Here is a 24,437-nt window from a genome sequence, read left to right as displayed (position 1 = left end):
AGATCCTCGATTTTTTTGCCGTTTCCGGCGCGTTTGCAGGGTGTTGCCTGCGTTACAGGCGCACGCTCCCCATAGCAGGCAATAACTGCTTTCGCTTCATCCACAGGTTTGACAGCGCAAACAGCGTCAGCACCTGCGCGGTGTTCTTCGCCAGGCCGCGATAGCGGACCTTGGTGTAACCGAACTGGCGCTTGATCACCCGGAACGGATGCTCCACCTTCGCACGCACGCTGGCCTTGAAGTGTTCCCAGCGCTGTTCCCGAGCACGCTCCCGCTTGTTGCCGATGGCTTGAAGCACCGAACGCTTGGCAGCAATGAAAAATGCAGCCTCGCAGTCCTGCAGTTCTTCGCGCTTATCCGCACCGGTGTAGCCGCTGTCGCCAAACACGCTGTCTTCTTTGCCATGCAGCAATGCGTGCGTCACCGTGACATCGGCGACGTTGGCGGCTGTGCAATGGACGTGGTGCACCAACCCGGAAAATTCATCCACGCCGATGTGCGCCTTCATCCCGAAATACCACTGATTGCCCTTCTTGGTCTGATGCATCTCAGGGTCGCGCGCATGGTCGGCGTTCTTGGTCGAACTGGGCGCCGCGATCAGCGTCGCATCGACGATCGTGCCCGACCGCAGGCTCTGGCCCTTGCGCGCCAGATGCGCGTTGACCGCTTCCAGCATCCGCGCGGCAAGGCCATGGGTCTCCAGCAGGCGGCGAAAGTTGAGAATCGTGGTCTCGTCCGGAACGTTGTCCAAGCCACCGAGCTGGGCAAACCGCCGCAAGGTCGGGATCTCGTGCAGTGCTTCTTCCATCGCCGGATCGCTCAACGCATACCACTGCTGCAGCAGATGAATCCGCAACATCGTCGCCAGTGCGTACGGCTGCCGACCTGGCCGGCCCGACACGGGATAGTGCGGCGCGACCAGCCCGAGCAATTGCTGCCACGGGACGACCTGCTCCATCTCGGCCAGGAAGATCTCCCGGCGCGTCTGCTTGCGCTTGCCCAGGCCCTCAGCGTCACCGAACGTCAGTTGCATGGATCACCCCTCAACATCAGGCGGATAGTGTCGCGTATCTGTGGTGCGTTGTTCAGAGGTTCTCAAGGGGCTTTATCAGTCAGCTGTCATGGAAGCGACTGTGCGTCGCGTCAGTGTGCGTCTCTATTGTGCGTTTCCATCGCGTATTGCTGGCAGATGCTGGTGATCGGTGGTGTTGCTTACCCCACGATTCTTAAAAGGCGGCTCGGTCTTGCCCGCGTCCTGATACCGCAATGCGGTACGGATGCGCTGGATCACTGCGCGCCAACAACAAGGAATGCACGTCAATGCACGCTGACTCGTCCCCGGTGTATCCCCTGACCAGAGCGCAGCGCGGGCTGTGGGTGGCCAGTAAGTTGCATACCGACAACACCTTGATGTTGTCCGAAGCGTTGGAGTTGTTCGGCCCGCTCGATCCTGAAGTGTTGCTCCGTGCCAGCCTGCAGCTCACGCGCGAGTTCGACACGCTGCGGCTATGCATCGTCGAGCACGACGGCGTGCCCAGTCAGGTGGTGATGCCCGAGTACACCGCGCCGATCCATTATTTCAACTTCAGCGACGATCCTGCGCCACGGAATGCGGCCGAGCATTGGGTGGAAGAGGAGATCCGCAAGCCGGAGGATCTGCAGAACGGGCCGTTGTGGCGATGTGCAGTCTTCCGTCTGGGTGAAGACCATCACATGTGGGTGCAATGCGTGAGCCATCTGGTGATGGACGGCTATTGCGCTTCGATCATGATGCAGCGCATGGCGGTGCTGTATACCGCCTACGCCACCGGGTGCGAGCCGGCACCTGCCGAGTACGGCAGCGCGCTGTCGTTGATCGAGCTGGAGCAGCAGTACCGCGACTCTGATCGCTTTCAGCGTGATCGCAATTACTGGATGGAGCAGCTGGCCGACCTGCCACCGCCGGCGACCCTGGCGCGCCCGGGCAACCACCTGTCCACCGGGTTGTTGCGTGGTACCGGGGAATTCTCCCCGCAGCAGGTGGTGCAGCTGCGTGCGCTGGGCAAGCACTACGGTGCAAGCCTGCCGCAGATGTTGATTGCGCTGATTGCCACGTATTACTACCGCTGCACCGGCGCAGAAGACCTGGTGCTGGCCATGCCGGTGACTGGCCGGATCAATGCACGCTACCGGCAGGCCGCCGGGTTGGTGGCCAATGTCATTTCGCTGCGTCTGAAGATGGACCCGCAGCAGCCGGTGCATGCACTGTTCGCGCAGGTGGCCTCCGTGGTCAGGAGTGCATTGCGGCACCAGCAATATCGCTTCGAGGATGTGCGCCGCGATTTGGGCCTGTTCGGCATCGAGCAGAAGTTCGCACGCTTGGCCGTGAATATCGAAGCCTTCGACTATGCACTGCGCTTTGGCGAGGCCTACGCGGTGCCGCATAACCTGTGCAATGGCCCGGCCGATGATCTGACCATTTTCTGCTACGAGCGTGGCGACGGTGCAGCGTTACGCTTTGATCTGGATGCCAACCCGGCGTTGTATGACAGCGAGGAGCTGGCCGAACATTGCCGCCGCCTGACCCACCTAGCCGACGCAGTGCTCGCCGATCCGGAGTGCGCGCTTGGTCAGGTCGATGTGCTGGGCGATGCCGAGCGCCAGCGTCTGCTGCACACCTGGAACGCCACTGCCGCGCCATTGCCGGAGCCGAGCACCTTGCTGCACGGCATGCTGCAGCGTGCCGAACTGATGCCCGCAGCGGTGGTGGCGCAGTACGACAACCGCACGCTGGATTACGCCACGCTGTGCGAGCTGGCCGCGCGCATCGCCGCGCAATGGGTGGACGATGGTGTGCGCCCGGGCGATGTGGTCGCCATCGCGTTGCCGCGCAGCGAGCAGTTGCTGGTGGCATTGCTGGCGGTGATGTGGAGCGGGGCGGCGTATCTGCCACTGGACCCGGAAAGCCCGGCCGCGCGTAACCGCCAGATGCTCAACGATTCCGGTGCCATCGCGCTGGTCTGCGAGCCTGCGCTGTGCGAGCGCTATCTGCTCGGCGGCATGGTCTGGCTGGACCCGCGCCCGGCCGTCTTGCCCGCCGCAATCGCCCCACTGGCGCAGCCGGATGGCACCGCGTATGTGCTGTACACCTCCGGCTCGACCGGTGTGCCCAAGGGTGTGGAAGTCAGCCATCGCAACCTGGCCAATTTCCTACATGCGATGGAGCAGGAACTGGCATTGCGCCCGCGCGATCGCGTGCTGGCGGTCACCACCATCACCTTCGATATCGCCGGGCTGGAACTGTATTTGCCGCTGCTGACCGGCGCGCGCGTGGTCATTGCACCTGCGGGGATTACGCATGATCCACGCAGCCTCTCGCGCCTGATCGTCAACGAACAGATCAGCGTGGTGCAGGCCACGCCGTCGTTGTGGCGCATCCTGCTGGCCAACCAGGAGCTGGCGCTGGACCGCGTGCATGCGCTCGTCGGCGGCGAGGCCCTGGTGCCCGAACTGGCCGCGCAACTGCTGAGCCGCGTGGGCCGTTTGACCCAGTTGTACGGGCCCACCGAAACCACCATCTGGTCGACCATCATGCCGCTGCAGCTGAGCGACGCGGCGGCGCCGCCTATCGGCCGGCCGCTGCTCAATACTCGCGTGTACGTGCTTGATGCACAGCGGCAGCCATTGCCGACCGGCGCGGTCGGCGAGCTGTACATCGGGGGCGCGGGCGTGGCCAAGGGCTATCGCGGCAAGCGGCAGCTCACCAGCGAGCGGTTTGCGCACGACCCGTTTGCCGATGACGGCAGCACCATGTACCGCACCGGCGATCGCGTGCGTCAGCGCCGCGACGGCCTGCTGGAATTCATCGGCCGTGCGGACGGGCAATTGAAGATCCGTGGCCACCGCGTGGAGCCGGCGGAAATCGAAAACGCACTGCTGCTGCATACGCAGGTGGCGCAGGCGGTGGTGGTGGGGCATCACGATGGTGCCAACGCGTTGCAGCTGCTCGCCTACGTGGTTGGCAAGCACGGCACCGCACCGTCCACCGAGCTGCTGCGCGCGCATCTGCAGCAGCGCTTGCCGGCATCGATGATTCCCACGCTATGGATGCCGTTGCAGGCGCTGCCACTTACGCCCAATGGCAAGCTCGATCGCCGCGCATTGCCGGCGCCGGGCGCTGTGCCGCAGCGTGCGCATCTGGCCCCGCGCGATGCACTCGAACAGCAGCTGGCAGCGATGCTGCAGGACGTGCTGGGCATTGCCGTGGTGGGCGTGGACGACAACTTCTTCGAGCTTGGCGGCGACTCGCTGCGCGCCGCGGAAATGGCGGCACGCTTTCCGCAGCTGTTTGGGTGGAACTGCCGCTGGGGACGCTGTTCCATGCGCCGACCATTGCCGGGCTGGCCGAGGTGGTCCGCCGCAGTACCCATACGCCGAACGATCCACTGGGCGTGCTGCTGCCGCTGCGTGCCGGCACCGCAGGCGTTACGCCGTTGTTCTGCATCCACCCGGTTGTGGGGCTTGGCTGGTCATATCTCACCTTGCTGGGGCAACTCGATCCGCAGTGGCCGGTGTATGCGCTGCAGTCGCCTGGCCTGAGCGACCCGCTGCACCGCCCGGACAGCATCGAGGCGATTGCGCGCGATTACCTGGCGCGGCTACGCGCAGTGCAGCCGCACGGCCCCTATCGCCTGATGGGCTGGTCGCTGGGTGGGCTGATCGCCCATGCGATTACCGCCGAGCTGCATGCGCTTGGCGAGGAAGTCGAGGTGCTGGCCATGCTCGACAGTTACCCGCATCGCCAGCAGGCTGCCGCGCTGCCGGAATCCGAAGGCGTGCGTGCCTCGGTGCATGCGCTCAATCTGAACCTGGCGCCCGGACAACCCATGCCCACCACGGTGGCCGAACTCGCCAGCCTGTTGTGCGTTCACTACGGGCTGATGTCGTTGCCGGCGGTGCGCCAGCTGCTCGATCAACGCCCCACGCTGCTGGATGATCTGGGCGCGGTGACCCAGCATCACCTGCACCTGGCACGGCGCTACCAGCCGCGTGCATTGGCGCAGGATGTGCTGTTCGTCGAAGCCAGCGTGCGCATGACCTCCGGTGGCGACGATGCGCTCTGGGTGGACTACCGGCCGCAGGCATGGCGCCCGTATGTGCGCACCCTGCAGCTGCACACCCTGGATAGCGACCACCACTCGATGCTGTCGCCTGCGCACTCGGCCACGCTCAGCACGCTGCTGCATGCGGCGACCGCGAAAACTGCGCGCACCGACGGCTGCATCACCACCGCCAGCGACGGGGTGGCCGAATATGCCTGAGTCCTCCACAGCGTCATCCCAGCGCCCGGTGGTGATCGCCACGCTGGGCACGCATGGCGATGTTCGCCCGATCATCGCGCTGGGCCGTGGCCTGCAGCAGCGTGGTTACCGGGTACGGGTGCTGACCAGCGCCAACTTTGCTGCGTTGATTCTTGCCAACGGACTGGAGTTCTACCCGCTGAGCGGCGATCACCAGAAGCTGTTGCAGGGGCATCCGGACATCGCCGAGATGCGTGGCGGCTGGCGTGGCATCTGGGGCAAATTGAATGCGCAGCTGATGGAATGGGCGCGCGATTGGGCCGACCAGGGCCGCGCCGCCTGCGCCGATGCGGGCCTGATTCTTGGCGTGGGCAGCGCCAGTTTCCTGGCTCATAGCCTGGGCCAGCGGTATGGCCTGCCGGTGGTGTTCGCGCAGTTGCAGCCGCTGACCGCCTCGCGCCATCTGCCGTTGATGGTGATGCCCACCGTGCGCCTGCCCGGGCTGGTGAGCGTGGCGCTGCATCATGTGATGCGCTTTGCCGGCTGGCAGTTGATGCGCCCGGTGCTCAACGAGGTGGTGCGCCCGGCATTGGGGTTGCCGGCGTACCCGTGGAGCGGGCCCGATCGCAGTGCATTGCGGGTGCTATACGGCTACAGCGCGCACCTGTGTCCGCGTCCGCCCGACTGGCCGGAGAGCGCGCAGGTCTGCGGCTTCTGGCAGTTGCCGCAGCCGCAGTGGCAGCCGCCGGCGGCGCTGCAGGCGTTTCTGCAAGCCGGGCCGCCACCGCTGTACATCGGCTTCGGCAGCATGACCAGCAACGATGCCGCGCAACTCACCGCCACGGTCAAGGCGGCGGTGCGGCTGACCGGCCAGCGTGCGCTGCTGGCCAGCGGCTGGGGCGGGTTGGCGGCCGGGGAAGACGCCGACGACGATGCCACGCGCTTCTTCCATCTGGAGCAGGCGCCACACGACTGGTTGTTCCCACGCGTGGCGGTGGCCGTGCATCACGGCGGCGCCGGCACCACCGGTGCGGCGCTGACCGCGGGGATCCCGTCGGTGGTGCTGCCGTTCGGCTACGACCAACCGTTCTGGGCGCATTGCCTGGCCCAGCGCGGTGTGGCGCCGCCGGCGTTGTCACGTAACGGGTTGCTGCCGCAGACCCTGGCCGATGCCATCGACCAGGCCAGCACGCCGGCCATGCGTGCGGCCGCAGCTGCGCTGGGCCAACGCATTCGCGACGAAGACGGCATCCGCCGGGCCGTGGACCAGCTGGAGGCGTGGGCGTTACTGGACGCCAGCGCGCCCGTCAGCGTGGATGCGCGGAGTACGCAGCCGGCGATGGCCTGAGGCGCGATGGCGTTTGGCATGTGGCGGCGCTGAGGTGAGCAGTGCCGCGATGCATTGCCGCAGCAGGCACGTTTGTCTGGCCGCTGAAGCGCCGGTGCTGTGCGCAAGGCTATAGCGCACGCATCAACTGGCCGCCGTGTAACGCGGTCTGTTCCTTGTTGCGTGTGGGAGGTGTGCCTGCGCTGCGTGCTGGATCCATGCGCAGGCAAGGCCATCTAACGTGAGAGCAGTGCGAGCCACCAGGGTTCATCGGGCCACTGGCTGTGTCTTCATGATTGGCCGCGTGATGCGGCGGTGGAGTACGTTTCTTTATCCGCCGTCTGCTCCATGCATGCGCTCGCGACCAGTGTCCAAGCAAACGTGCGCCGCTGACATCGGCACTGCGTTGCTTCACATCAATCGCACGTCATGCTGGGCCGCCAGTTGGCGCGCGATCGCCAGAGTCGGATGCACGCTGGCAGCGCGGTGTGCGCATTGGGGTGTCTTTCAAGCGTGCACAGACGTCCTCTGATCCAGGCATGCATGCACTTGCGGCGCATTGCCACATGCACGTGCGTCGCTAACATCGGTAGTGCATTGCTCTGCGTGCCCGGGCGTCTGCGCCAATGCACGCGCACCCATCCGTAACGCCGCGATGGTTAGGGCACAATCGGAGTTCTCCCGACTGCCCCTGCCCGCATGCGCTATCCGGCTCTCGATCTGTTGCGTGGTATCGCCATCGTGTGGGTGATGCTGTTCCACGCGTTCGTGGTCGGTGGCCTGGGGCCGGAGTGGGCGTGGCTGTCGCGCTACGGTTGGATGGGCGTGGATCTGTTTTTCGTGCTGAGCGGGTTTCTGATCGGCACGCAGGTGCTGATGCCGCTGGCCAGTGGGCAGCGGCTGGATTTCACCGACTTCTACCTGCGCCGCGCTTTCCGCATCTTGCCGGCGTTCCTGGTGGTGCTGGCGGTATACCTGGCCTGGCCGGGATTCCGCGAGTCGCCGGGCCTGGCGCCTTGGTGGATGTTTGTGACCTTTACGCTGAATCTGCTGGTCGATTACGGCCGTGACGCCGCGTTTTCGCATGCGTGGTCGTTGTGCGTGGAAGAGCATTTCTATCTGGTGTTTCCGCTGCTGGCCACGGTACTGCTGCGGCGTCCGTCGGCGTTGCGCTTTGGTGTGCTGTGCGTCGTGGTGGTCGCGGCAGGCATCGCGCTGCGTGCGGGGGTGTGGCTGCATGACAGCGCGCTGGACGCGGCCGGCGCCGGGCTGCAACGCAACTGGTTTATCGAAGACATCTATTACCCCACCTGGAACCGTCTGGACGGCCTGCTGGCCGGCGTGGTGCTGGCGGTGGTGAAGGTGTTTCGCCCGCACACCTGGCAGCGCCTGCAGCAGCGCGGCAACGCTTTCGCGCTGGCCGGTGTGGCGGTCATGGCGCTGGCGCTGTGGCTGTTCCGCGACCGAACCGGCCTGCTCGGCAATGCAGTTGGCTGGCCGGTGTTGTCGCTGGGCCTGGCATGCCTGGTGCTGGCCGGTACCGCCACCAACAGCGCGCTCGGCAGGCTGCATGTACCGGGCGCGACCTGGCTGGCAGGCATTTCGTACAGCCTGTACTTGACCCACAAGGCGGTGTTCCACGTTACCCAGACCTGGCTGGGAGCGGCGCTGGACGGGCGCGGCATCCTCGCGTTCGCCGTCTACGGCGTCTGCGCGCTGCTGGCCGGGGCGTTGTTGCACTACGCAGTGGAGCGGCCGTTCCTGCGCCTGCGCGGCAGGGTGCTTCGCCGGCGCAGTTCGGTTGTGGTGGCCGAGCCGGCGTAGCGCGTTCTGCGTGGGCGCTCCTGCGCTGGGTATGCGCTACACCGTAGTTGGCCGAACAGGCGCGCAGCCGTGCGCTGTGTCTGTCCACATCGCGCCAACAAGCAGCGGCTACCGATCGACCAACCCACCGATCTCTCGACGTATCGACGCGAATGAAGAAAGCCGCGCGATGCGCGGCCTTCTGGCTTCAGCAGTCGCGTTCATGGACGAGAGCATGTGCAGCCACGGCCATGCACCGGCACGGCTTCAACACGCCCGCAAACGCGGCGTTCGTTCTGCCCACGCAGCGCAGTGCGGCAGCGTGATCACCGGCAATGCGCTTGGCATGCAACCACGCTCGCCTGCCCGCACGCATCACCGCCTCACTGCGCGTCGCGTGCCACCTGGAAGCCTGCAAACGACTGCGTCACCGGCATGATCTCCAGCCGGTTGATGTTCAAGTGCGGCGGCAGGCTGGCCACGTAGAAGATCTGCTCGGCGATATCCTCGGCCGTCATCGGTGTGGCACCGCGGTACAGCGTGTCCGAGGCGGCCTGGTTGCCGCCGGTGCGCACCAGGGTGAATTCGGTTTCGGCCATGCCCGGTTCGATCGAAGTCACACGCACGCCGGTACCGTGCAGATCCGAGCGCAGGCCCAGCGAAAATTGCTGCACGAACGCCTTGGTGCCGCCGTACACATTGCCGCCGGTGTAGGGGTAGGTCGCCGCGACCGAGGCGATGTTGATGATGGCGCCGCGGCGCGCGATCAGCGCCGGCAGCAGGCGATGGGTGAGCGTCACCAGCGCGGTGACATTGGTGTCGATCATCTGCTGCCACTGGCTCAGGTCGGCCTGCTGCGCCGGTGCGGTGCCCAGCGCCAGGCCGGCGTTGTTGACCAGCACGTCGATGTCGGCGAAGTCCGCCGGCAGCGCGTCGATGGCAGCGCCCAGGGCCTGTGCATCGCGCATGTCGAAGGCGGCGGTGTGCACCTGGCCGGCGGGGAGTTCAGCGGCCAGCGCTTGCAGGCGGTCGGCACGCCGGCCGGTGGCGATGACGTTCCAGCCGGCTGCGGCAAAACGGCGGACGGCGGCACTGCCGAATCCGGAGGTGGCGCCGGTGATCAGGACGGTCTTGGACATGGGGGAACTCCTGGGGGACGTGGATCAGGGATGGGGAGCGGCACGTTGCGCATCGGCGGCGGCGCGCCGCGCCTCCAACATCGCCGCGCTGAGCGGTTCGCGTGCGGTGACCTGGCCGTGCTGGACGTGCAACAGCAGATACGGCAACGACTTCGAACTGGCCTGTGCAGGAGCCGCCGCTGCGTCGTGTGCGTGCTCATCAGGCAGGGCGATCAGCAGTTCGCCGTCGACCCAGTCTGCCAACAGCGGCGCCTGGCGCTGCGGAAACAGCACCTGCAGCGGCAAGTTCGGCGGCGTGTCGGCACAGGCGCCGATCACCACGCGATCCAGCAGCAGGCGCACGCCATCCAGTCGCCAATAGGCCTGGTAACCACGCCAGTTGGCGCTGCAACCGCCCAGCGCCTGGCGCACATGGGCGACGAATCGCTGCCAGGTGGCCTGGTCGTCGAGCACCGCAGATAACGGTTCGGCCAGCAGCGCTGCATCGCGGCCATCGATCTGGATGCGGTCGGGAATCTGCTCGGTGGCCTGCGCCGTGCCGATCAGCCCCCACAGCAGCAGCGCAGCGACCCGGCGCATCACCGGTGTTTACTGCGCCTTGATGGCGATGGCCGGCAGCCCACTGCCGGTGAGCTTCTGCTTGGCCTCGGCCAATTCGCCGGCACTGCCATACGGCCCCATGCGCACGCGGTAGACCGTCTTGCCAGCGATGTCGGCCGACTCCACGCGTGCGGCCAGGCCCATCATCGCCAGCTTGGCCTTGGTCGACTCCGCATCGCCTGAGGCGCCGAAGGAGCCGGCCTGCAAGATGTAACGGGTGGTATCGGCCACGGCCGGTGCAGCGGCCGCGCTGGCCGCCGGTTTGGCGGCCAGCGCGGCTGCCGGCGTGGTGACCGCAGCGGTGCTGGCCGGTGCCGGCGTTGCGGCCGGCCGCGCGGACGCGGTTTCCGGCAACGGCTTTGGCGCGCTTGCGGCGGTTTCGTTCAAGGGCACCGGCACGCTGGTCGTGGGTGTGGCGGCCGCGACGCTGGCCGCTGGCGCCACCGGCTTGCCTTCCAGCGCGGCGCGTGCACGCGCGGCCTCTTCGGCACGCGCGCTGGCGGCCAGTTCGGCATCAGACATCTGCACTTCCTTGCCTGGTAGCAGGGTGTAGAAGTCGTACTGCGTCTGCGCATCGCCGGGCTTGACCGCCGGCTTGGCCGGCGGCGCGCTGGGCTTGGGCAACTCGGCCGGCGTGTCGACATCGGTGTCGGCCACCGGAGCGGGCTGCGCATCCGGATTGGGCCGCGGGCCCACGCGCAGGAACCCGTCGCCGTCCTTCTTGAACAGGTTGGGGGCCGCCAGGAAGATCACGGCCGCAATCGCTGCGCCGGCGACCAACCAGACCCATCCCGGTGTCCCATTGCTGGTATTGCGTCGCGCCTGACTCTTACCGCGTCGTGCTGCCATTCACCACTTCTCCGAATCACGTCATTGCGGGCCATGCGGCCGCTGATTACATCTTTTCTGGGGCGCTGACGCCGAGCAGTTCCAGGCCGTTGGCGAGAACTTGCTGGGTGGCCACCGCGAGGGTGAGCTTGGCGTCGCGCTCGGCGGCATCGTCCACCAGCACCTTGCTGTTGTGATACCACGTGTGGAAGGCGTGCGCCAATTCACGCAGGTACTGCGCAATCTGGTACGGCTCCAGCGTCTGGCCCGCCAATTCCACCACTTCGGCGTAGCGCGACAGCTCCAGCATCAGCGCCAGCGAATGTTCGTCGTCCAGGCGTGCAAGCTCGGCCATGCCGTGGGTCTGGTCGTACTTCAGGCCCTTTTCCTGCGCCTGGCGCAGCACGCTGCAGACGCGGGCATGCGCGTACTGCACATAGAACACCGGGTTGTCGTTGCTCTGCGCACGCGCCAGGTCGATATCGAAGGTGAGCTGCGAATCGGGCTTGCGCGCGATCAGGAACCAGCGCACCGCATCGGCGCTGGTTTCTTCGATCAGGTCGCGCAAGGTGACGTAGCTGCCGGCGCGCTTGGAAAGCTTCACTTCCTCGCCGCCGCGCATCACCGTGACCATCTGGTGCAGCACGTATTCCGGCCAGCCCTGCGGGATACCCAGCTCCATCGCCTGCAGGCCGGCGCGCACGCGCGTCAGCGAGCCGTGGTGGTCGGCGCCCAGCTCGGTAATGGCGCGCTCATAGCCGCGCTGCCACTTGGTCAGGTGATAGGCCACGTCCGGCACGAAGTAGGTGTAGGTGCCGTCGGACTTGCGCATCACCCGGTCCTTGTCGTCGCCGAAGTCGGTGGACTTCAACCACAGCGCGCCGCCTTCCTCGTAGGTGTGGCCGGAGGCGATCAGCTTCTGCACGGCTTCGTCGACCTTGCCGTTCTTGTACAGCGAGCTTTCCAGGAAATAGATATCGAAATCGACGCGGAACGCGGCCAGGTCGTGGTTCTGCTCGTTGCGCAGGTAGGCCACGGCAAAGCGACGGATCGATTCGAGATCGGCCGGATCCTTGGTGCCGGTGACCAGGTGGCCTTCCAGGTCGACGGTGTCGCCCGCCAGATAGGCCTTTGCGACATCGGCGATGTAATCGCCGCGGTAGCCGTTTTCCGGCCAGCCGGCGCTGTCCGGGGTGAGGCCCTGCGCGCGCGCCTGCACCGACAACGCCAGGTTCTCGATCTGCACGCCGGCATCGTTGTAGTAGAACTCGCGCTTGACGTTCCAGCCGTTGGCATCGAGCACGCGCGCCAGGCTGTCGCCGATCGCCGCCGCGCGGCCGTGGCCGACATGCAGCGGGCCGGTCGGGTTGGCCGAGACGTATTCCACACCCACCGAGCGGCCGTTGCCGGCCAGCCCGCGGCCGTAGTCGTGCCCCTGCTTGATCACATGGATCACTTCGCGCTGGTAGGCGGCCGGGGTGAGATGGAAATTGATGAAGCCCGGGCCGGCAATCTCCACGCGTGCCACATCGTCGCTGGCTGGCAATGCGGCCAGCAGCGCCTGGGCCAGCGCACGCGGGTTGCTGCGCGCAGCCTTGGCCAGCAGCATCGCCGCATTGGTGGCGAAATCGCCGTGCTCGCGGGTCTTGGGCCGCTCGACCACAAAATCCGGCGGCAGGGTGTCGGCGGGCAGGGTGCCATTGGCGCGCAAGGCTTCGATGCCTTGGCCGATCAGTGCGCGGAGTTGGGCTTTCACGTGGGATCTGCTTGGAACGAAACCAGCGATTTTACCCGACCGCGCGGCCGCGGGTCCGAGTGACGATTCAGGTCCCGGCGCGCACGCTCACGGCACCCAGCCGCGCTCGGCCAGCGAGACCGGCCGACCATCCCCGATCACGAAGTGGTCGAGCAGCCGGATATCCACCAGCCCCAAGGCCTGCAGCAGGCGCTGGGTGACCGCGCGGTCGGCCTCGGACGGCTCCGGATCGCCGGAGGGATGGTTGTGGCCCACGACCACCGCCGCCGCGTTGTGCAGTAGCGCTCGCCGCACCACTTCGCGCGGATGGATCTCGGCCGCATCGATGGTGCCGGTGAACAACTCCTCGAAGGCGATCGCGCGATGGCGGCTATCCAGGAACAGCGCCGCGAACACTTCGTAGTTGCGCGCCCGCAGCCGCTGCGAGAAGTAGCGCCCCACGCTGCTGGGATCGCTCAAGGCCTCGCCGCGCTCCAGGTCGCTGAGCAGGTGCCGGTTGGCCAGCTCCAGCGCAGCGCTCAGCTTGCAGGCCGACGCCGGCCCCAGTCCGGGCAGGCGGGCCAGCGCCTTGGCCGGGCGATCCAGCAGGCAGCGCAGCGGGCCGTGCCGGTGCAGCAGGTCGCGCGCGGTGCGCACCGCGTCCTGGCCGCGCAACCCCGAGCCGACAAAGATCGCCAGCAGCTCGGCGTCGGAGAGAACAGCGGCGCCGCGGGCCAGAAGTTTCTCGCGCGGGCGTTCGTCGGTGGGCCAGTCGTTGATGTGCATATGGCCAGATTGCCGGTGCTCATCGCCGACGCCTATCAGGCCGAACGGGGGCATCGGCTAATCTAGTTGTCCTTGTAACGGTAGGACGACCCCGACGTGACCGGCTCCACTCAGGCCCGCCCCCTGGACGGACAGCGCTTGCTGCTGTGCGTCGGCGGAGGCATTGCCGCCTACAAATCGCTCGAACTGGTCCGTCGCCTGCGCGACGCCGGTGCGCAGGTGCAGGTCGCCATGACCAGCGGCGCGCAGCAATTCGTCACCCCGCTCAGCTTCCAGGCGCTGTCTGGCCAGCCCACCCGCACCACCTTGTGGGACAGCGCTGCCGAGCAGGCCATGGGCCATATCGAACTGGCACGTTGGGCCGACCGCGTGATCGTCGCGCCGGCCACCGCCGATCTGCTGGCGCGCCTGGCGCACGGCTTGGCCGATGACCTGGTCACCACCCTGTGCCTGGCCACCACTGCGCCACTGACCGTGGCGCCGGCGATGAATCACCGCATGTGGCTGCACCCGGCCACCCAGGCCAATATCGCCACCTTGCGCGCGCGCGGCGTGGCGGTGGTCGGCCCGGATGACGGCCCGTTGGCCGAGGGCGAATCCGGTCCCGGCCGCTTGGCCGAGCCGGCCGCGATCATCGCGGCGCTGGCCGGTGACGGTCTGCGTCAAGACGCTGCCGCCGCGTCGCCCCCGGTGTTCGTTCCCAGCAGTGCTCAACTCGAAGGCCTGCGCATCGTGATCAGCGCCGGCCCTACCTTCGAGGACCTGGACCCGGTGCGCTACGTCGGCAACCGCAGCAGCGGCAAGATGGGCTACGCGCTGGCAGCGGCGGCCGCACGCCAGGGCGCCGATGTGGTGCTGATCAGCGGGCCGGTGCACCAGACCACGCCCGACGGCGTGCAGCGACTGGATGTGCGCTCGGCCGCGCAGATGCGCGATGCGGTACTGGGCGCGTTCCCGGCCGATATCTACATTGGCGCAGCCGCGGTGGCCGACTACACGCCCAAGCGGGTGGTGTCGCAGAAGATCAAGAAGACCGGCGAGACGCTCACGCTGGAACTGGTGCGCACGCCGGACATCCTGTCCGAGGTCGCCGCGCAGACCGGTGCGCTGAAACTGGTGGTCGGTTTTGCTGCCGAAACGCACGACGTGGAGCATTACGCCCGTGGCAAGCTGGCGGCCAAGCGGCTGGACCTGATCATCGCCAATCAGGTGGGGATCGTCGGCGGTGGCTTCGAAAGCGACAACAATGCCGCCACCGCCTATTGGCAGGGCGGCGAGCGTGCGTTTCCCAGCAGCAGCAAGACGGACCTGGCCGAGCAATTGCTGGCCCTGATCGCGGAGAGATTGCAGGCATGACCCAGTCCTTGCAGGTGAAGTTGCTCGACCCGCGTTTCGGCGACCTGTGGCCGCTGCCGGCCTATGCCACCGAAGCCAGCGCAGGCATGGACCTGCGCGCGGCACTGGAGGCGCCAATGACGCTGGAGCCCGGCGATGCGGCGCTGATTCCCAGCGGCATCGCCATCCATCTGGACGACCCGCAGGTCTGCGCGTTGATCCTGCCGCGCTCCGGCCTGGGCCACCGGCACGGCATCGTGCTGGGCAATGGCACCGGTCTGATCGATGCCGACTACCAGGGGCCGCTGTTGATCAGCACCTGGAACCGTGGCCGCGAGGCCTTCACCATCGAGCCGGGCGATCGCATCGCGCAGTTGGTGATCCTGCCGATCGTGCGCGTGAGCTTGCAAGTGGTGGATACTTTCGTGGACAGCGCGCGGGGAGCGGGTGGATTCGGCCACACCGGCGTGCGCTGACAGGGGAGCTTGACGATGAGCAAGGCGAACGAGCGCAGGCAGGGGATGTCGGGCGTGCGGACGAGTGGACCGGTATTGGGCGGCATGCTGCTGCTGTTGGCCGCCTGGTTCGGCTGGAACAGCTACGCGCAATGGCGCGAGGACGCGATCGCGCAGACGCTTGAGCAGGCGCGCGACCGCGCCGTGCAGGACGTGCGTCAGGCCATGACCTCGCAGGCCGGCCAGCTGGACGCCGTGCTCGAGCAACCTCAGGTGGTGGCCGCGTTGGCCGGCGGCGATGCACTCGCCGCCGCCTCGGCGATCCGCGAGCGCTTCAAGGGCGCCGAGGATGTGCAGGTGCTGCGCGGCGACCTCAGCGCGGCGTACGACAACCCCAAAGACTTCGGCTACGCGCGGCTGAGCCTTCTCGAGTCGGCGCTGGTCGGCGAACGGGCCCAGGTGCGCGTGGTGCGCGACGCCAAGCAGGTGCGGCTGGGCGTGGCCGCCGCGGTCGCCCTGGGCGGTCAGCCGGCGGTGGCCTACGCACGGCTGCCGTTGCTTCGCCTGACTGGCCCGCTCGATGCCATTGCCGTGCCCGGGCAGGCCTATCTGGCATTGCGCCAGGGCAGCTTCAACGTGGTGGAGCAGGGCGATACCGCGCTGGCGGACGCCGCCGAAACCCTGGCCCGCCCGTTGGGCGACAGTGGCCTGCGCATCGCTGCGGCGGTGCCGCAAAGCGACAGCGGCCCGCTGGGGCTGGGCGCGCTCGGCTGCGCGATCGTGGCGGCATTGCTGCTGGTGATCGCGGTGCTGTTGGTGCTGGCCAGCCGGGGCCAGGTGGCCTTGCCGCGCCGCCGGGTGGCCGGTGATGCGGCCGCAGACGAGCCGACCTTCCGCCAGAGCCTGCAGCAGGACGCCAGCGTGGCCGGCGAGCCCCGCGCGCTGGACGCTGCCACGCCGGCGCCCGCGGTGCTGGTCCCGGCCGTGCAGGTCGCCGCGGAGATGTTCCGCGCGTACGACATCCGCGGCGTGGTGGGCAAGGATCTCAACCCCGGCATCGCCGCGCTGATCGGCCAGGCCATCGGCAGCGTGATGCAGGCGCAAGGCCTGCGCGACATCGTGGTCGGCCGCGATGGACGTTTGTCTGGCCCGGAACTGACCAACGGCCTGATCGAAGGCCTGCGCCGCGCCGGTTGCAACGTCACCGACATCGGCCTGGCGCCGACGCCGGTGGTGTACTTCGGCGCCTACGAATTGCGCGCCGGCAGCTGCGTGGCGGTGACCGGCAGCCACAATCCGCCCGACTACAACGGCTTCAAGATCGTGATCGGCGGCGAGACGCTCTCCGGTGCGGCGATCACCGAGCTGCACCAGCGCATCAACGAAGGCCGCCTGCATACCGCAGCCAGCCCCGGCGAACTGGAGCAGCGCGACATCAGCGATGCCTACATCCAGCGCATTGCCGACGACGTGCAGCTGGACCGCCCGATCAAGGTGGTGGTGGACGCCGGTAATGGCGCGGCCGGCGAGATCGCGCCGCGCTTGTTGGAGGCCATCGGTGCGGAAGTGGTGCCGCTGTATTGCGAAATCGACGGCACTTTTCCCAATCACCATCCAGACCCGAGCGAGCCGCACAATCTCGGCGATCTGGTGCAGATGGTGCAGCGCTTCGATGCGGATATCGGCGTGGCCTTCGATGGCGATGCCGACCGCCTGGGCGTGGTCACCAAGGAAGGCGCCATCGTCTTCCCCGACCGCCTGCTGATGCTGTTTGCCGCCGATGTGCTGCAACGCAATCCCGGCGCGCTGGTGATCTACGACGTGAAGTGCACCGGCAAGCTGTCCGACTACGTGTTGCGCAATGGCGGCAGCCCGTTGATGTGGAAGACCGGGCATTCGCTGATCAAGGCGAAGATGCGCGAAACCGATGCCGAGCTGGCCGGTGAAATGAGCGGGCACTTCTTCTTCAAGGAGCGCTGGTACGGCTTCGACGATGGCATCTATGCCGCCGCGCGCCTGCTGGAAATCCTCGCCCAGCGCGAAGAGACCCCGTCCGACGTGCTCGGCGAGCTGCCCGAAAGCGTGTCCACGCCGGAGATCAAGGTACCGGTGGACGGCGATGCGCATGCGCTGGTGGCCCGGTTCGTGGAGCGTGCCCAGGCCGGCGAGGAGTCGCCGTTCGAGGCCGCGCGGTTGTCCACCATCGATGGGCTGCGCGCGGATTTCGGCGACGGCTGGGGCCTGGTACGTGCGTCCAACACCACCCCGATCCTGGTGCTGCGCTTCGAAGCCGACACCGCTGTGGCGCTGGAACGCATCCGCGCGCTGTTCCGCAGCGAACTGCAGGCGCTGCTGCCGGATCACCCGCTCGCATTCTGAGCACGGCAGCCGCCGAGCCACTGCGCTGGCCGCATCGGCCGCGGCCAGCGCGCTGGCGTCCTGGCCAAGCCGCGTTCTGCTCCGCAGTCTCCGCGCGCGAGGCTGCGCGTGCGTTGCTCGGCGGTAAGGAGTAGCCACCCCGCCGCGACGCAGCACTGACGTGTTTGCGCGCGGCTTTCCCAGCGCACTCGCGCTGATTCCGCAGCTCAAGACGCATGGGGAAGAGCACCCGCCCGGTCTGCCGGGCACCCTGGCCGCGAGCGCAGGCCTCTTGCATTCGCTGATCCACGTCGCGCTGATCTGCACCGCACAGTCACCCGGCCCGCCGCGTCATCGCCGTGATGCCTGGCACCGCTGTGCCACCTGCCTCGTGCGGCAGCCAGACCGCATCCCAGTACGGATAGGCGCCCACGTGCGCGGCCAGCCCGGCGCGCACCGGCGCGGCCACCAGCGCACGCGCGAAGTGCCGATGGTCGTTGGGCGCAGCCAACGGCGTCAGGGTGGGGTGCGGTTGCCAGACCGTACCGCCGCGCCCGCGTGCGCGATTGACCGCCTCTGCCGCGGCCTGGCACGCGCTGCCGGCGCGGTGCAGCAGCAGCGCCGGCTGATCCGCCTGCAACAGCGCGCTCCAGTGATCGGGCAGCAACACCCAGCACAGCAGTCGCGTGCCATGCCAATGGCCACTACGCGACAGGCACGCCGCTGCGGCGCGTGCGCAGCGCCAGTCAGCGAACAACGCTACCTGCTGATGGGTGTGCACCTGTAGATGCCAATGCCGCGCAGCGTTGGACGGCGGAGGTAGAGCGGGCAGGGGCTGGGCGCTGGACATGTCCACAGCCTGCGTGGCAGCAACGTCGCCGCGCATCAGTGCGGCACCCACGCGCGATTAGGCAAACCCGGCAGTGCAGTGTCCGAAGAGGCGCCGTTTCAGGTGCGCGCTGGCGGTGCGCCAGCAGGCGCAGCAAGCCTATCCAGTACTCAGTGCGAGGCGCGCTCGCGCTTCCAGCCGCGATGCTTGATGTCCAGGTACAGGCTGTAGAACGCGGTAAAGGCCGGGAACATGTTCTGCAGCACGCCCACCGAGTCCTGCTTGGCCGAAAACACGAAGTAGCTCAGCGTCATCAGGCTGCCGACCACGCTCATGTACCAGAACATGCGCGGGATCACCGGCTTGCCGGCGCGCTTGGAGGCCACGAACTGCACTAGCCAGCGGCCGCCAAACATCAGCGCGCCCACATAGCCGATCAGCTTCCAGCCGGTGACGTGCAGCCCGGTCCAGTACAGCCAGGTAAGCGGTTGATCCAGCCAGTGCAGCTCCATCAGCGCTCCTTCACCGCGGTGCGCTTGCTACGGGTGATCAGCCACGCCACGCCGCGCAGGTCGCGGATGCCCACCAGCGCCCGGTTGAGATTGTTGTACTTGGACACGCCGGCGGTGCGATGGCGGTGATGCACCGGCACGCTCACCGTGCGCCAACCGGCGCGCTGCATCAGCGCCGGCAGGTAGCGGTGCATGTGGTCGAAGTAGGGCAGGTCCAGGAACGCCGCGCGCTCGAACAGTTTGATCCCGCAGCCGGTATCGGGGGTGTTGTCCTGCAGCATGCGCGAGCGGATCGCGTTGGCCCACTTGCTGGCCCAGCGCTTGGAGCCCGAATCCTGGCGGTTGACCCGCCAGCCGGCGAACAGCTTGACCTGCGGCTCGGCCTGGGCACGCGCGATGAGCAGTTTGGGGATGTCGGCCGGGTCGTTCTGGCCATCGCCATCGAGCGTGGCGATCCAGCTCGCCCGCGCGGCCTTGACCCCGCTGCGCACCGCCGTGCTCTGCCCGCTCTGGGTGACGTGGTGCAGCACGCGCAGTTCGGGGGTGCGGGTTTTCAGCTCCTGCAACACCGCCAGCGTGTCATCGCGCGAGTGGTCGTCGACATAGACGATCTCGAAGGCGACCACGCCGCGCAACGCCGCCACGATCTCGCCGACCAGGGGCGCCACGTTGTCGCGCTCATTGAACACGGGGACGACGACGGAAAGCTGAGGTTGGCTCATGGGATTGTGGCGGCCCGGATGCAGGCGGAGCAAAAAAGATCGCGCATTGTGCCCTGACCATCTGAGCCGGGCATGAAGCTCAGGCGCGCGAGGCGAAATAACGTTGGCACCACTCCACCACCTGTGGCAGACCGAGCTCGACCGGCGTGGCCGGATCGAAGCCGAATGCCGCCTGCGCCCGCGAAGTGTCGGCCATGGTGCGCACCATGTCGCCTGGCTGCATCGGCCGGTAGATCTTTTCGGCCGGGCGGCCGGCCGCCTGGGCGATCACGTCGATGAAGTATTCCAATTCCACCGGGGTGTGGTTGCCCAGGTTGAACACGCGGTGCGGCACCGGCTCGCTGCTGGGGGTGTCCAGCGCGCCGAGCACGCCGGCCACGATGTCGGCCACGAAGGTGAAGTCGCGCTGCATCTTGCCGTGGTTGAACACCTCGATCGGGCGCCCGGCCAACACCGCGCGGCTGAAGATCAGCGGCGCCATGTCCGGCCGGCCCCATGGCCCGTACACGGTGAAAAAGCGCAGCCCGGTGGCGCGCAGGCCGTACAGCTGCGCATAGGTGTAGCCCATCAACTCGTTGGCCGCCTTGGTCGCGGCATACAGCGAGCGTGGCTGGTCCACGCGCTGGTCTTCGGAGAACGGCGGGGTGGCCGAATCGCCGTACACCGAGCTGCTCGAGGCATACACCAGGTGCTGCACCCCGCGGTGGCGGCACAGCTCGAGCACGTTGACGAAGCCGACCAGGTTGCTGTCGACATAGGCATGCGGGTTTTCCAGCGAATAGCGCACGCCGGCCTGGGCGGCCAGGTGGACCACGCGGGTGGGCTGGATCTCGTCGAACAGCGCGGCCAGGCCTTCGCGGTCGGTGAGATCCAGCATGCGGATGTCGATTTGCGGGCACAGCGCGGCCACGCGGTCGTGCTTGAGCTGCGGGTCGTAGTAGCTGTTGTAGTTGTCCAGGCCCACCACGTTCTCGCCGCGCGCAGCCAGTGCGCGGCAGGTGTAGGCACCGATGAAACCGGCGGCGCCGGTGACGAGAATGGTCATGGCAATGGTCCTGAAAACGTCAAAGGGAAGGAGACAACAGCGCTCAGAACAGACCGAAAAAGCGCTTCTTCGCCACGTTGCGGCGGCGCAGGTCGATGTCGTCCCGAATGTTGCCGGCATCGAGGCGATCCAGCAGTGCATCGCTGCCGTGGCTCAGCTTCAACGCCATCTCTTCCGGATACAACGGCACCACCGTCATGAAGGCGATGGTCTTGTCGGCATCGATGCGCAGCTGGGCAAATGCTTGCGGCGTGCTCACCGGCGGCAGCACGATCGCGCCGTCGAAAGCGACACCCGGCGCATACGGCTCGGCCGGGTTGCCATTGGGAACGGTATGGCCGAAACCGAGCCAGGTGTCGAACTTGTGCGGCAGCCGCGCCAGGTTCTTGAGCAGGCGGATGGGCCAGTAGTGGCGCTCGTCGTCGAAGTCGCGCTGGTCGACCGGCCAATCGCCCGGCAGGCTCAGCATCAGCTCCATGTAACGCGGCGCCTCCACCCCGTCGGGCAGCGTCATCGGCAGATCGCTCATGCCCGAGGTGACCAGGCGCAGATGCGGCGAGTGCGCATTGGGCGGCACGATGTGCACATCCAGATGCACGGTATCGGAGAGGATTTCGTGGAACACACTCGCAATCGGACCCAGGTGCTGCTCGATATGCGCGCTGATCTGCGCGAGGCATGCTTCGCCGCGTGCCGGCTCGAAGCCGTTGGCCTGCGCGTGATGCAGGATCGGGCTGCCGGACGGGCTGATCGTCTCGTCGGCGTGGCTCATGGGCGGTGTTTGCCGTCGCTGCTGGCGCCGGTGCGGGTGTTGGCGACACGGCGCCCCGGCGGCGGCGCGGTTGCCTGCGTACCCGTGCGCTCGGCCGCCAGGGTTGCCTTGCGCTCGGCGCTGAAATCCCACCAATTGCGTGCCGGCTCGCCCTGCATGAAGCGCACCAGCGACAGGAAGACATCGATCACGCACGGGTCATGGGTGACGCCGGTGCGCAGGCAGAGCTGGGCGTACATATCGTAGGCATCGCGGCCGTGCAGCTGCGCCGGCATGCGGATGCCGATCTGCTGCAGGTCCTTTTCGCAGGCCGGCCCCACATTCGGCAGGTCGGTCAGGCGCAGCAGATGCGCGCGGTCCACTTTGGCGGGATGCATCGCTGATCCTCCTGCGCTGGCCGCATCACCCCGTGCGGGCGCGCAAGCGTTCCAGCACGCCGTCCAGGGTATCCAGATCGGTGTAATGAATCACCAGCTTGCCCTTGCCGCCGCGGCCGTGGTTGAACACCACCTTGGTGCCCAGCGACTCGGACAGTTCGGTTTCCAGCGAGGCGATATCGGCCTGCGGCGCAACCGCGGCCGATTTGCCCTTGCGCAGCGATCCGGGCACCTTGCCGGCGGCGAACTGCTGCGCGCGGTGTTCCACCTCGCGCACCGACCAGCCCTGGTCGGCCGCTTCCTGTGCCAGCTTGCTGGCCAGTTCCGGCGCCAGGGTGAGCAACGCACGCGCGTGACCCATTTCCAGGCGGCGGGTTTCCAGCAGCACGCGGATGGCCACCGGCAATTCCAGCAGGCGCAGCAGGTTGGATACCGACGCGCGCGAACGGCCCACCGCTTCGGCGGCTTCGGCGTGGGTCAACGAGAACTCGTCGATCAACCGTTGCAGCGCCTGGGCTTCTTCCAGCGGGTTGAGGTCTTCGCGCTGGATGTTTTCGATCAGCGCCATCGCGATGACGGTGCGGTCGTCGAGCTCGCGCACCACCACCGGCACCTCGGTCAGCCCGGCCAGCTGCGAGGCGCGCCAACGGCGTTCGCCGGCGACGATCTCGAACTGCCCCGGCGCCAGTTCGCGCGCCACGATCGGCTGGATCACGCCCTGCGCCTTGATCGACTCCGCCAGCTCGGCCAGCTTGACCTCGTCCATCTCCCGGCGCGGCTGGTACTTGCCCGGCTGCAGCTGGGTGACCGGCAACTGGCGCAAGGTGTCGCCGGGCTGCAGGGCGCTTTCGTCGGCGCCGGCCGGTGCCGCTGCGGCTGCCGCACCCTTCGGTCCCAACAGCGCTTCCAGGCCGCGGCCCAGACCACGCTTCTTGGCAGGGGTCGGCTTGCTCATCAGACGGTCTCCATGGGCCGGACGGCCTTGTTGCGGTCGTTCTGGCGGCGCACGATCTCGCCGGCCAGGCCCAGGTAGGCCACCCCGCCGCGCGAGGTGCGGTCATAGCCCACGATGCTCTGCCCATGACTGGGCGCCTCCGCCAGGCGCACGTTGCGCGGCACGATGGTGCGGAACACCTTGTCGCCAAAATGCTCGGTCAGCTCCGCCGACACCGCATTGGCCAGGTTGTTGCGGATGTCGAACATCGTGCGCAGCACGCCTTCGATCTCCAGCGCCGGATTGAGGTTGGCACGCAGCGCTTCGATGGTTTCCAGCAGCGCGGTCAGCCCCTCCAGCGCGTAGTACTCGCACTGCATCGGCACGATGATCGAATCGGCCGCGGTCAGCGCATTGAGCGTCAGCAGCGACAACGCCGGCGGGCAGTCGATCAGGATGAAGTCGTATTCGTCGCGGATCGGTGCCAACGCGCGCTTGAGCCGCTGTTCGCGCTCGCCCTGGTCCATCAGCTGGATCTCGGCGGCGGTCAGGTCGATGTTGCCCGGCAGCAGGTCGAAGCCTTCCGGCGCGGTGACCCGGATCTCGGCGGCGGTGTTTTCGCCCAGCAGCAGGTCGCAGGTGGAGGCGGCGACCTCGCGCTTGTCGATGCCGCTGCCCATCGTGGCGTTGCCCTGCGAGTCCAGATCCACCAGCAACACACGCTTGGGCGCGCGCGCCAGGCCGGCCGCCAGATTGACCGCGGTCGTGGTCTTGCCGACGCCGCCTTTCTGGTTGGCAATGGCGATGATCCGGGCCATGCGGGAGAGCCTCGTGGGCAAGGAGTAAGACCGGCCATTATGCGGGCTGGGCGCCGGATCGGGAAATGCGCCCCGACGGCGCTGCGTCACCCCTGCGGGCGGCGTCCGGCTGGCTCAGCCTGCCGGCGTGGCGGTGTCCTGCGCGCCCTTCATGGCTCGGTAGCGCTGCAGGATGTCGGTGATTTCGCCGTCCAGCGCGGTGCGCTGCTGCTCGAAACTGCCCTGCAGGCGCAACTGCGCCATCAGCTCGCGATGGCGTTGCTGGATGTCGCCGGCCAGCTTGTCGGCCACCGCCTGGCCGGCCAGCTCGCGGTCACCGGCGGCACGCAGCATGCTGGCCAGGCCTTCGCGCAGGCTGGTCACGTTGAAGCGCGCGGTGTGGATGTTGTTGTCGACAATGGCGATGCGCTCATTGAACACCCGGCGCAGGTCGTCCTCGCTCTGGTACGACATCAGCATTGCCTGGTCGGTGCGCTTGCGCATCTGTTCGGCGGCCAGGTCGGCCTGGCGTTGTTGCTCGCTGGCAGCAGCGGCGGCGCGCTCGTCGCTGCTCATCGCGCGCTGCACCTCGGCGCTGCGCATGCCGCTCTTGACGTTGAATTCGTCGCGCGCCTGGTTCACCGCCTCCGGCGGCAGCGTATCGCTACAGACCCGGGCGCCGTTCTGGTTCCAGCAATAGAGTTTCTTTGCGGCCGGCTTGTCCTGCGCAACGCCGGGTGCGGCCACCACGGCGACCGCAACGGCGGCAAGTAACGCCAAACGTGTGTGTATCGGCATCAGCGC

At 67.4% G+C, this 24,437-nt stretch carries 19 protein-coding genes and 2 pseudogenes; 6 read left to right on the top strand and 15 right to left on the bottom strand.

Translation table 11 applies throughout. From position 1 onward, the window contains the following. Window positions 1-52 precede the first annotated feature (52 nt). Complete coding sequence (locus tag ACCQ09_RS19980; RefSeq protein ID WP_011035385.1) at window positions 53-1,033, bottom strand: IS5-like element IS1646 family transposase; 981 nt, start codon at window positions 1,031-1,033, stop codon at window positions 53-55. Window positions 1,034-1,377: 344 nt separating this feature from the next. Between ACCQ09_RS19980 and ACCQ09_RS19975 the strand changes: the two are divergent. The 3 genes and pseudogenes from ACCQ09_RS19975 to ACCQ09_RS19965 all read left to right on the top strand — a co-directional run bounded on the left by ACCQ09_RS19975 (window position 1,378) and on the right by ACCQ09_RS19965 (window position 8,430). Further along, a pseudogene (locus ACCQ09_RS19975) lies at window positions 1,378-5,300 on the top strand (amino acid adenylation domain-containing protein). Then, entirely contained in the window at window positions 5,293-6,627 is a 1,335-nt protein-coding gene (locus tag ACCQ09_RS19970) for a glycosyltransferase (RefSeq protein WP_040941982.1), read from the top strand. The pseudogene ACCQ09_RS19975 and the gene ACCQ09_RS19970 overlap by 8 nt, the downstream one beginning before the upstream one ends. 678 nt (window positions 6,628-7,305) lie before the next feature. Further along, a complete protein-coding gene (locus ACCQ09_RS19965) occupies window positions 7,306-8,430 on the top strand; it encodes an acyltransferase family protein (protein WP_040941981.1) in 1,125 nt (374 codons plus the stop codon). A gap of 362 nt (window positions 8,431-8,792) precedes the next feature. Here ACCQ09_RS19965 and ACCQ09_RS19960 read toward each other — a convergent pair whose 3' ends face one another. The 5 genes from ACCQ09_RS19960 to radC form a co-directional block, all read right to left on the bottom strand. Next, window positions 8,793-9,548, bottom strand: coding sequence for an SDR family NAD(P)-dependent oxidoreductase (locus ACCQ09_RS19960; RefSeq protein ID WP_011038939.1), 756 nt, complete (start codon window positions 9,546-9,548; stop codon window positions 8,793-8,795). A gap of 24 nt (window positions 9,549-9,572) precedes the next feature. Further along, window positions 9,573-10,130, bottom strand: a complete 558-nt coding sequence (locus tag ACCQ09_RS19955) for a hypothetical protein (RefSeq protein WP_040941980.1) — start codon at window positions 10,128-10,130, stop codon at window positions 9,573-9,575. 6 nt (window positions 10,131-10,136) lie between these two features. Further along, window positions 10,137-10,997 (bottom strand): SPOR domain-containing protein, encoded by an 861-nt coding sequence (locus tag ACCQ09_RS19950; RefSeq protein WP_047677402.1) that lies wholly within the window; start codon window positions 10,995-10,997, stop codon window positions 10,137-10,139. A 46-nt stretch (window positions 10,998-11,043) separates the two neighbouring features. Continuing rightward, a complete protein-coding gene (gene argS, locus ACCQ09_RS19945) occupies window positions 11,044-12,732 on the bottom strand; it encodes an arginine--tRNA ligase (RefSeq protein WP_040941978.1) in 1,689 nt (562 codons plus the stop codon). 87 nt (window positions 12,733-12,819) lie between these two features. Further along, entirely contained in the window at window positions 12,820-13,497 is a 678-nt protein-coding gene (gene radC, locus ACCQ09_RS19940; protein WP_040941977.1) for a RadC family protein, read from the bottom strand. Window positions 13,498-13,593: 96 nt separating this feature from the next. Here radC and coaBC point away from each other — a divergent pair, with 96 nt between their 5' ends. Genes coaBC through ACCQ09_RS19925 form a run of 3 tightly spaced genes read left to right on the top strand, consistent with a single transcriptional unit; the run spans window position 13,594 to window position 17,666 of the window. Beyond that, window positions 13,594-14,853: a bifunctional phosphopantothenoylcysteine decarboxylase/phosphopantothenate--cysteine ligase CoaBC gene (coaBC, locus tag ACCQ09_RS19935; protein WP_040941976.1), complete on the top strand. Its 1,260-nt coding sequence runs from the start codon at window positions 13,594-13,596 to the stop codon at window positions 14,851-14,853. After that, window positions 14,841-15,308, top strand: a complete 468-nt coding sequence (gene dut, locus ACCQ09_RS19930; protein ID WP_040942400.1) for a dUTP diphosphatase — start codon at window positions 14,841-14,843, stop codon at window positions 15,306-15,308. The genes coaBC and dut overlap by 13 nt, the downstream gene beginning before the upstream one ends. Window positions 15,309-15,323: 15 nt before the next feature. Next, a complete protein-coding gene (locus ACCQ09_RS19925; protein WP_040941975.1) occupies window positions 15,324-17,666 on the top strand; it encodes a phosphomannomutase/phosphoglucomutase in 2,343 nt (780 codons plus the stop codon). A 313-nt stretch (window positions 17,667-17,979) separates the two neighbouring features. On the opposite strand, the gene ACCQ09_RS19920 is transcribed toward ACCQ09_RS19925, so the two are convergent. From ACCQ09_RS19920 to ACCQ09_RS19880, 9 genes and pseudogenes are all read right to left on the bottom strand, one after another. Next, window positions 17,980-18,495 (bottom strand): hypothetical protein, encoded by a 516-nt coding sequence (locus ACCQ09_RS19920; protein ID WP_225443842.1) that lies wholly within the window; start codon window positions 18,493-18,495, stop codon window positions 17,980-17,982. A 149-nt stretch (window positions 18,496-18,644) separates the two neighbouring features. Next, entirely contained in the window at window positions 18,645-18,986 is a 342-nt protein-coding gene (locus ACCQ09_RS19915; protein WP_011038930.1) for a lipid-A-disaccharide synthase N-terminal domain-containing protein, read from the bottom strand. After that, window positions 18,986-19,708: a glycosyltransferase family 2 protein gene (locus tag ACCQ09_RS19910; RefSeq protein ID WP_040941974.1), complete on the bottom strand. Its 723-nt coding sequence runs from the start codon at window positions 19,706-19,708 to the stop codon at window positions 18,986-18,988. The genes ACCQ09_RS19915 and ACCQ09_RS19910 overlap by 1 nt, the downstream gene beginning before the upstream one ends. A gap of 79 nt (window positions 19,709-19,787) precedes the next feature. Further along, window positions 19,788-20,753, bottom strand: coding sequence for an SDR family NAD(P)-dependent oxidoreductase (locus ACCQ09_RS19905; protein ID WP_040941973.1), 966 nt, complete (start codon window positions 20,751-20,753; stop codon window positions 19,788-19,790). 43 nt (window positions 20,754-20,796) lie between these two features. Then, the gene (locus ACCQ09_RS19900) at window positions 20,797-21,525 is read right to left on the bottom strand and encodes a suppressor of fused domain protein (RefSeq protein ID WP_040941972.1); all 729 of its coding nucleotides are present in this window, start codon (window positions 21,523-21,525) and stop codon (window positions 20,797-20,799) included. 89 nt (window positions 21,526-21,614) lie between these two features. Continuing rightward, window positions 21,615-21,902: pseudogene (locus ACCQ09_RS19895) on the bottom strand (helix-hairpin-helix domain-containing protein); the annotation flags it as partial. A gap of 25 nt (window positions 21,903-21,927) precedes the next feature. Then, window positions 21,928-22,857, bottom strand: coding sequence for a ParB/RepB/Spo0J family partition protein (locus ACCQ09_RS19890; RefSeq protein WP_040941970.1), 930 nt, complete (start codon window positions 22,855-22,857; stop codon window positions 21,928-21,930). Continuing rightward, window positions 22,857-23,654, bottom strand: a complete 798-nt coding sequence (locus tag ACCQ09_RS19885; protein ID WP_012439448.1) for a ParA family protein — start codon at window positions 23,652-23,654, stop codon at window positions 22,857-22,859. Before ACCQ09_RS19885 ends, ACCQ09_RS19890 begins: the two co-directional genes overlap by 1 nt. A 114-nt stretch (window positions 23,655-23,768) precedes the next feature. Further along, on the bottom strand, window positions 23,769-24,431 hold the full coding sequence (locus ACCQ09_RS19880) for a hypothetical protein (RefSeq protein WP_040941969.1): 663 nt from the start codon (window positions 24,429-24,431) through the stop codon (window positions 23,769-23,771). Window positions 24,432-24,437: the final 6 nt, after the last annotated feature.

Source organism: Xanthomonas sp. NCPPB 2586 (assembly GCF_041475775.2).
GTDB classification, from domain to species: Bacteria; Pseudomonadota; Gammaproteobacteria; order Xanthomonadales; family Xanthomonadaceae; genus Xanthomonas; species Xanthomonas campestris.
This window is presented reverse-complemented; position numbering and strand designations above follow the sequence as displayed.

What these genes read in the sequence shown, in the direction of transcription:
- ACCQ09_RS19980 (WP_011035385.1), bottom strand. Translation starts at nt 1,033, where the DNA reads ATGCAACTGACGTTCGGTGACGCTGAGGGCCTGGGCAAGCGCAAGCAG.
- ACCQ09_RS19970 (WP_040941982.1), top strand. Translation starts at nt 5,293, where the DNA reads ATGCCTGAGTCCTCCACAGCGTCATCCCAGCGCCCGGTGGTGATCGCC.
- ACCQ09_RS19965 (WP_040941981.1), top strand. Translation starts at nt 7,306, where the DNA reads ATGCGCTATCCGGCTCTCGATCTGTTGCGTGGTATCGCCATCGTGTGG.
- ACCQ09_RS19960 (WP_011038939.1), bottom strand. Translation starts at nt 9,548, where the DNA reads ATGTCCAAGACCGTCCTGATCACCGGCGCCACCTCCGGATTCGGCAGT.
- ACCQ09_RS19950 (WP_047677402.1), bottom strand. Translation starts at nt 10,997, where the DNA reads ATGGCAGCACGACGCGGTAAGAGTCAGGCGCGACGCAATACCAGCAAT.
- radC (WP_040941977.1), bottom strand. Translation starts at nt 13,497, where the DNA reads ATGCACATCAACGACTGGCCCACCGACGAACGCCCGCGCGAGAAACTT.
- ACCQ09_RS19925 (WP_040941975.1), top strand. Translation starts at nt 15,324, where the DNA reads ATGAGCAAGGCGAACGAGCGCAGGCAGGGGATGTCGGGCGTGCGGACG.
- ACCQ09_RS19920 (WP_225443842.1), bottom strand. Translation starts at nt 18,495, where the DNA reads ATGTCCAGCGCCCAGCCCCTGCCCGCTCTACCTCCGCCGTCCAACGCT.
- ACCQ09_RS19915 (WP_011038930.1), bottom strand. Translation starts at nt 18,986, where the DNA reads ATGGAGCTGCACTGGCTGGATCAACCGCTTACCTGGCTGTACTGGACC.
- ACCQ09_RS19910 (WP_040941974.1), bottom strand. Translation starts at nt 19,708, where the DNA reads ATGAGCCAACCTCAGCTTTCCGTCGTCGTCCCCGTGTTCAATGAGCGC.
- ACCQ09_RS19905 (WP_040941973.1), bottom strand. Translation starts at nt 20,753, where the DNA reads ATGACCATTCTCGTCACCGGCGCCGCCGGTTTCATCGGTGCCTACACC.
- ACCQ09_RS19900 (WP_040941972.1), bottom strand. Translation starts at nt 21,525, where the DNA reads ATGAGCCACGCCGACGAGACGATCAGCCCGTCCGGCAGCCCGATCCTG.
- ACCQ09_RS19890 (WP_040941970.1), bottom strand. Translation starts at nt 22,857, where the DNA reads ATGAGCAAGCCGACCCCTGCCAAGAAGCGTGGTCTGGGCCGCGGCCTG.
- ACCQ09_RS19885 (WP_012439448.1), bottom strand. Translation starts at nt 23,654, where the DNA reads ATGGCCCGGATCATCGCCATTGCCAACCAGAAAGGCGGCGTCGGCAAG.
- ACCQ09_RS19880 (WP_040941969.1), bottom strand. Translation starts at nt 24,431, where the DNA reads ATGCCGATACACACACGTTTGGCGTTACTTGCCGCCGTTGCGGTCGCC.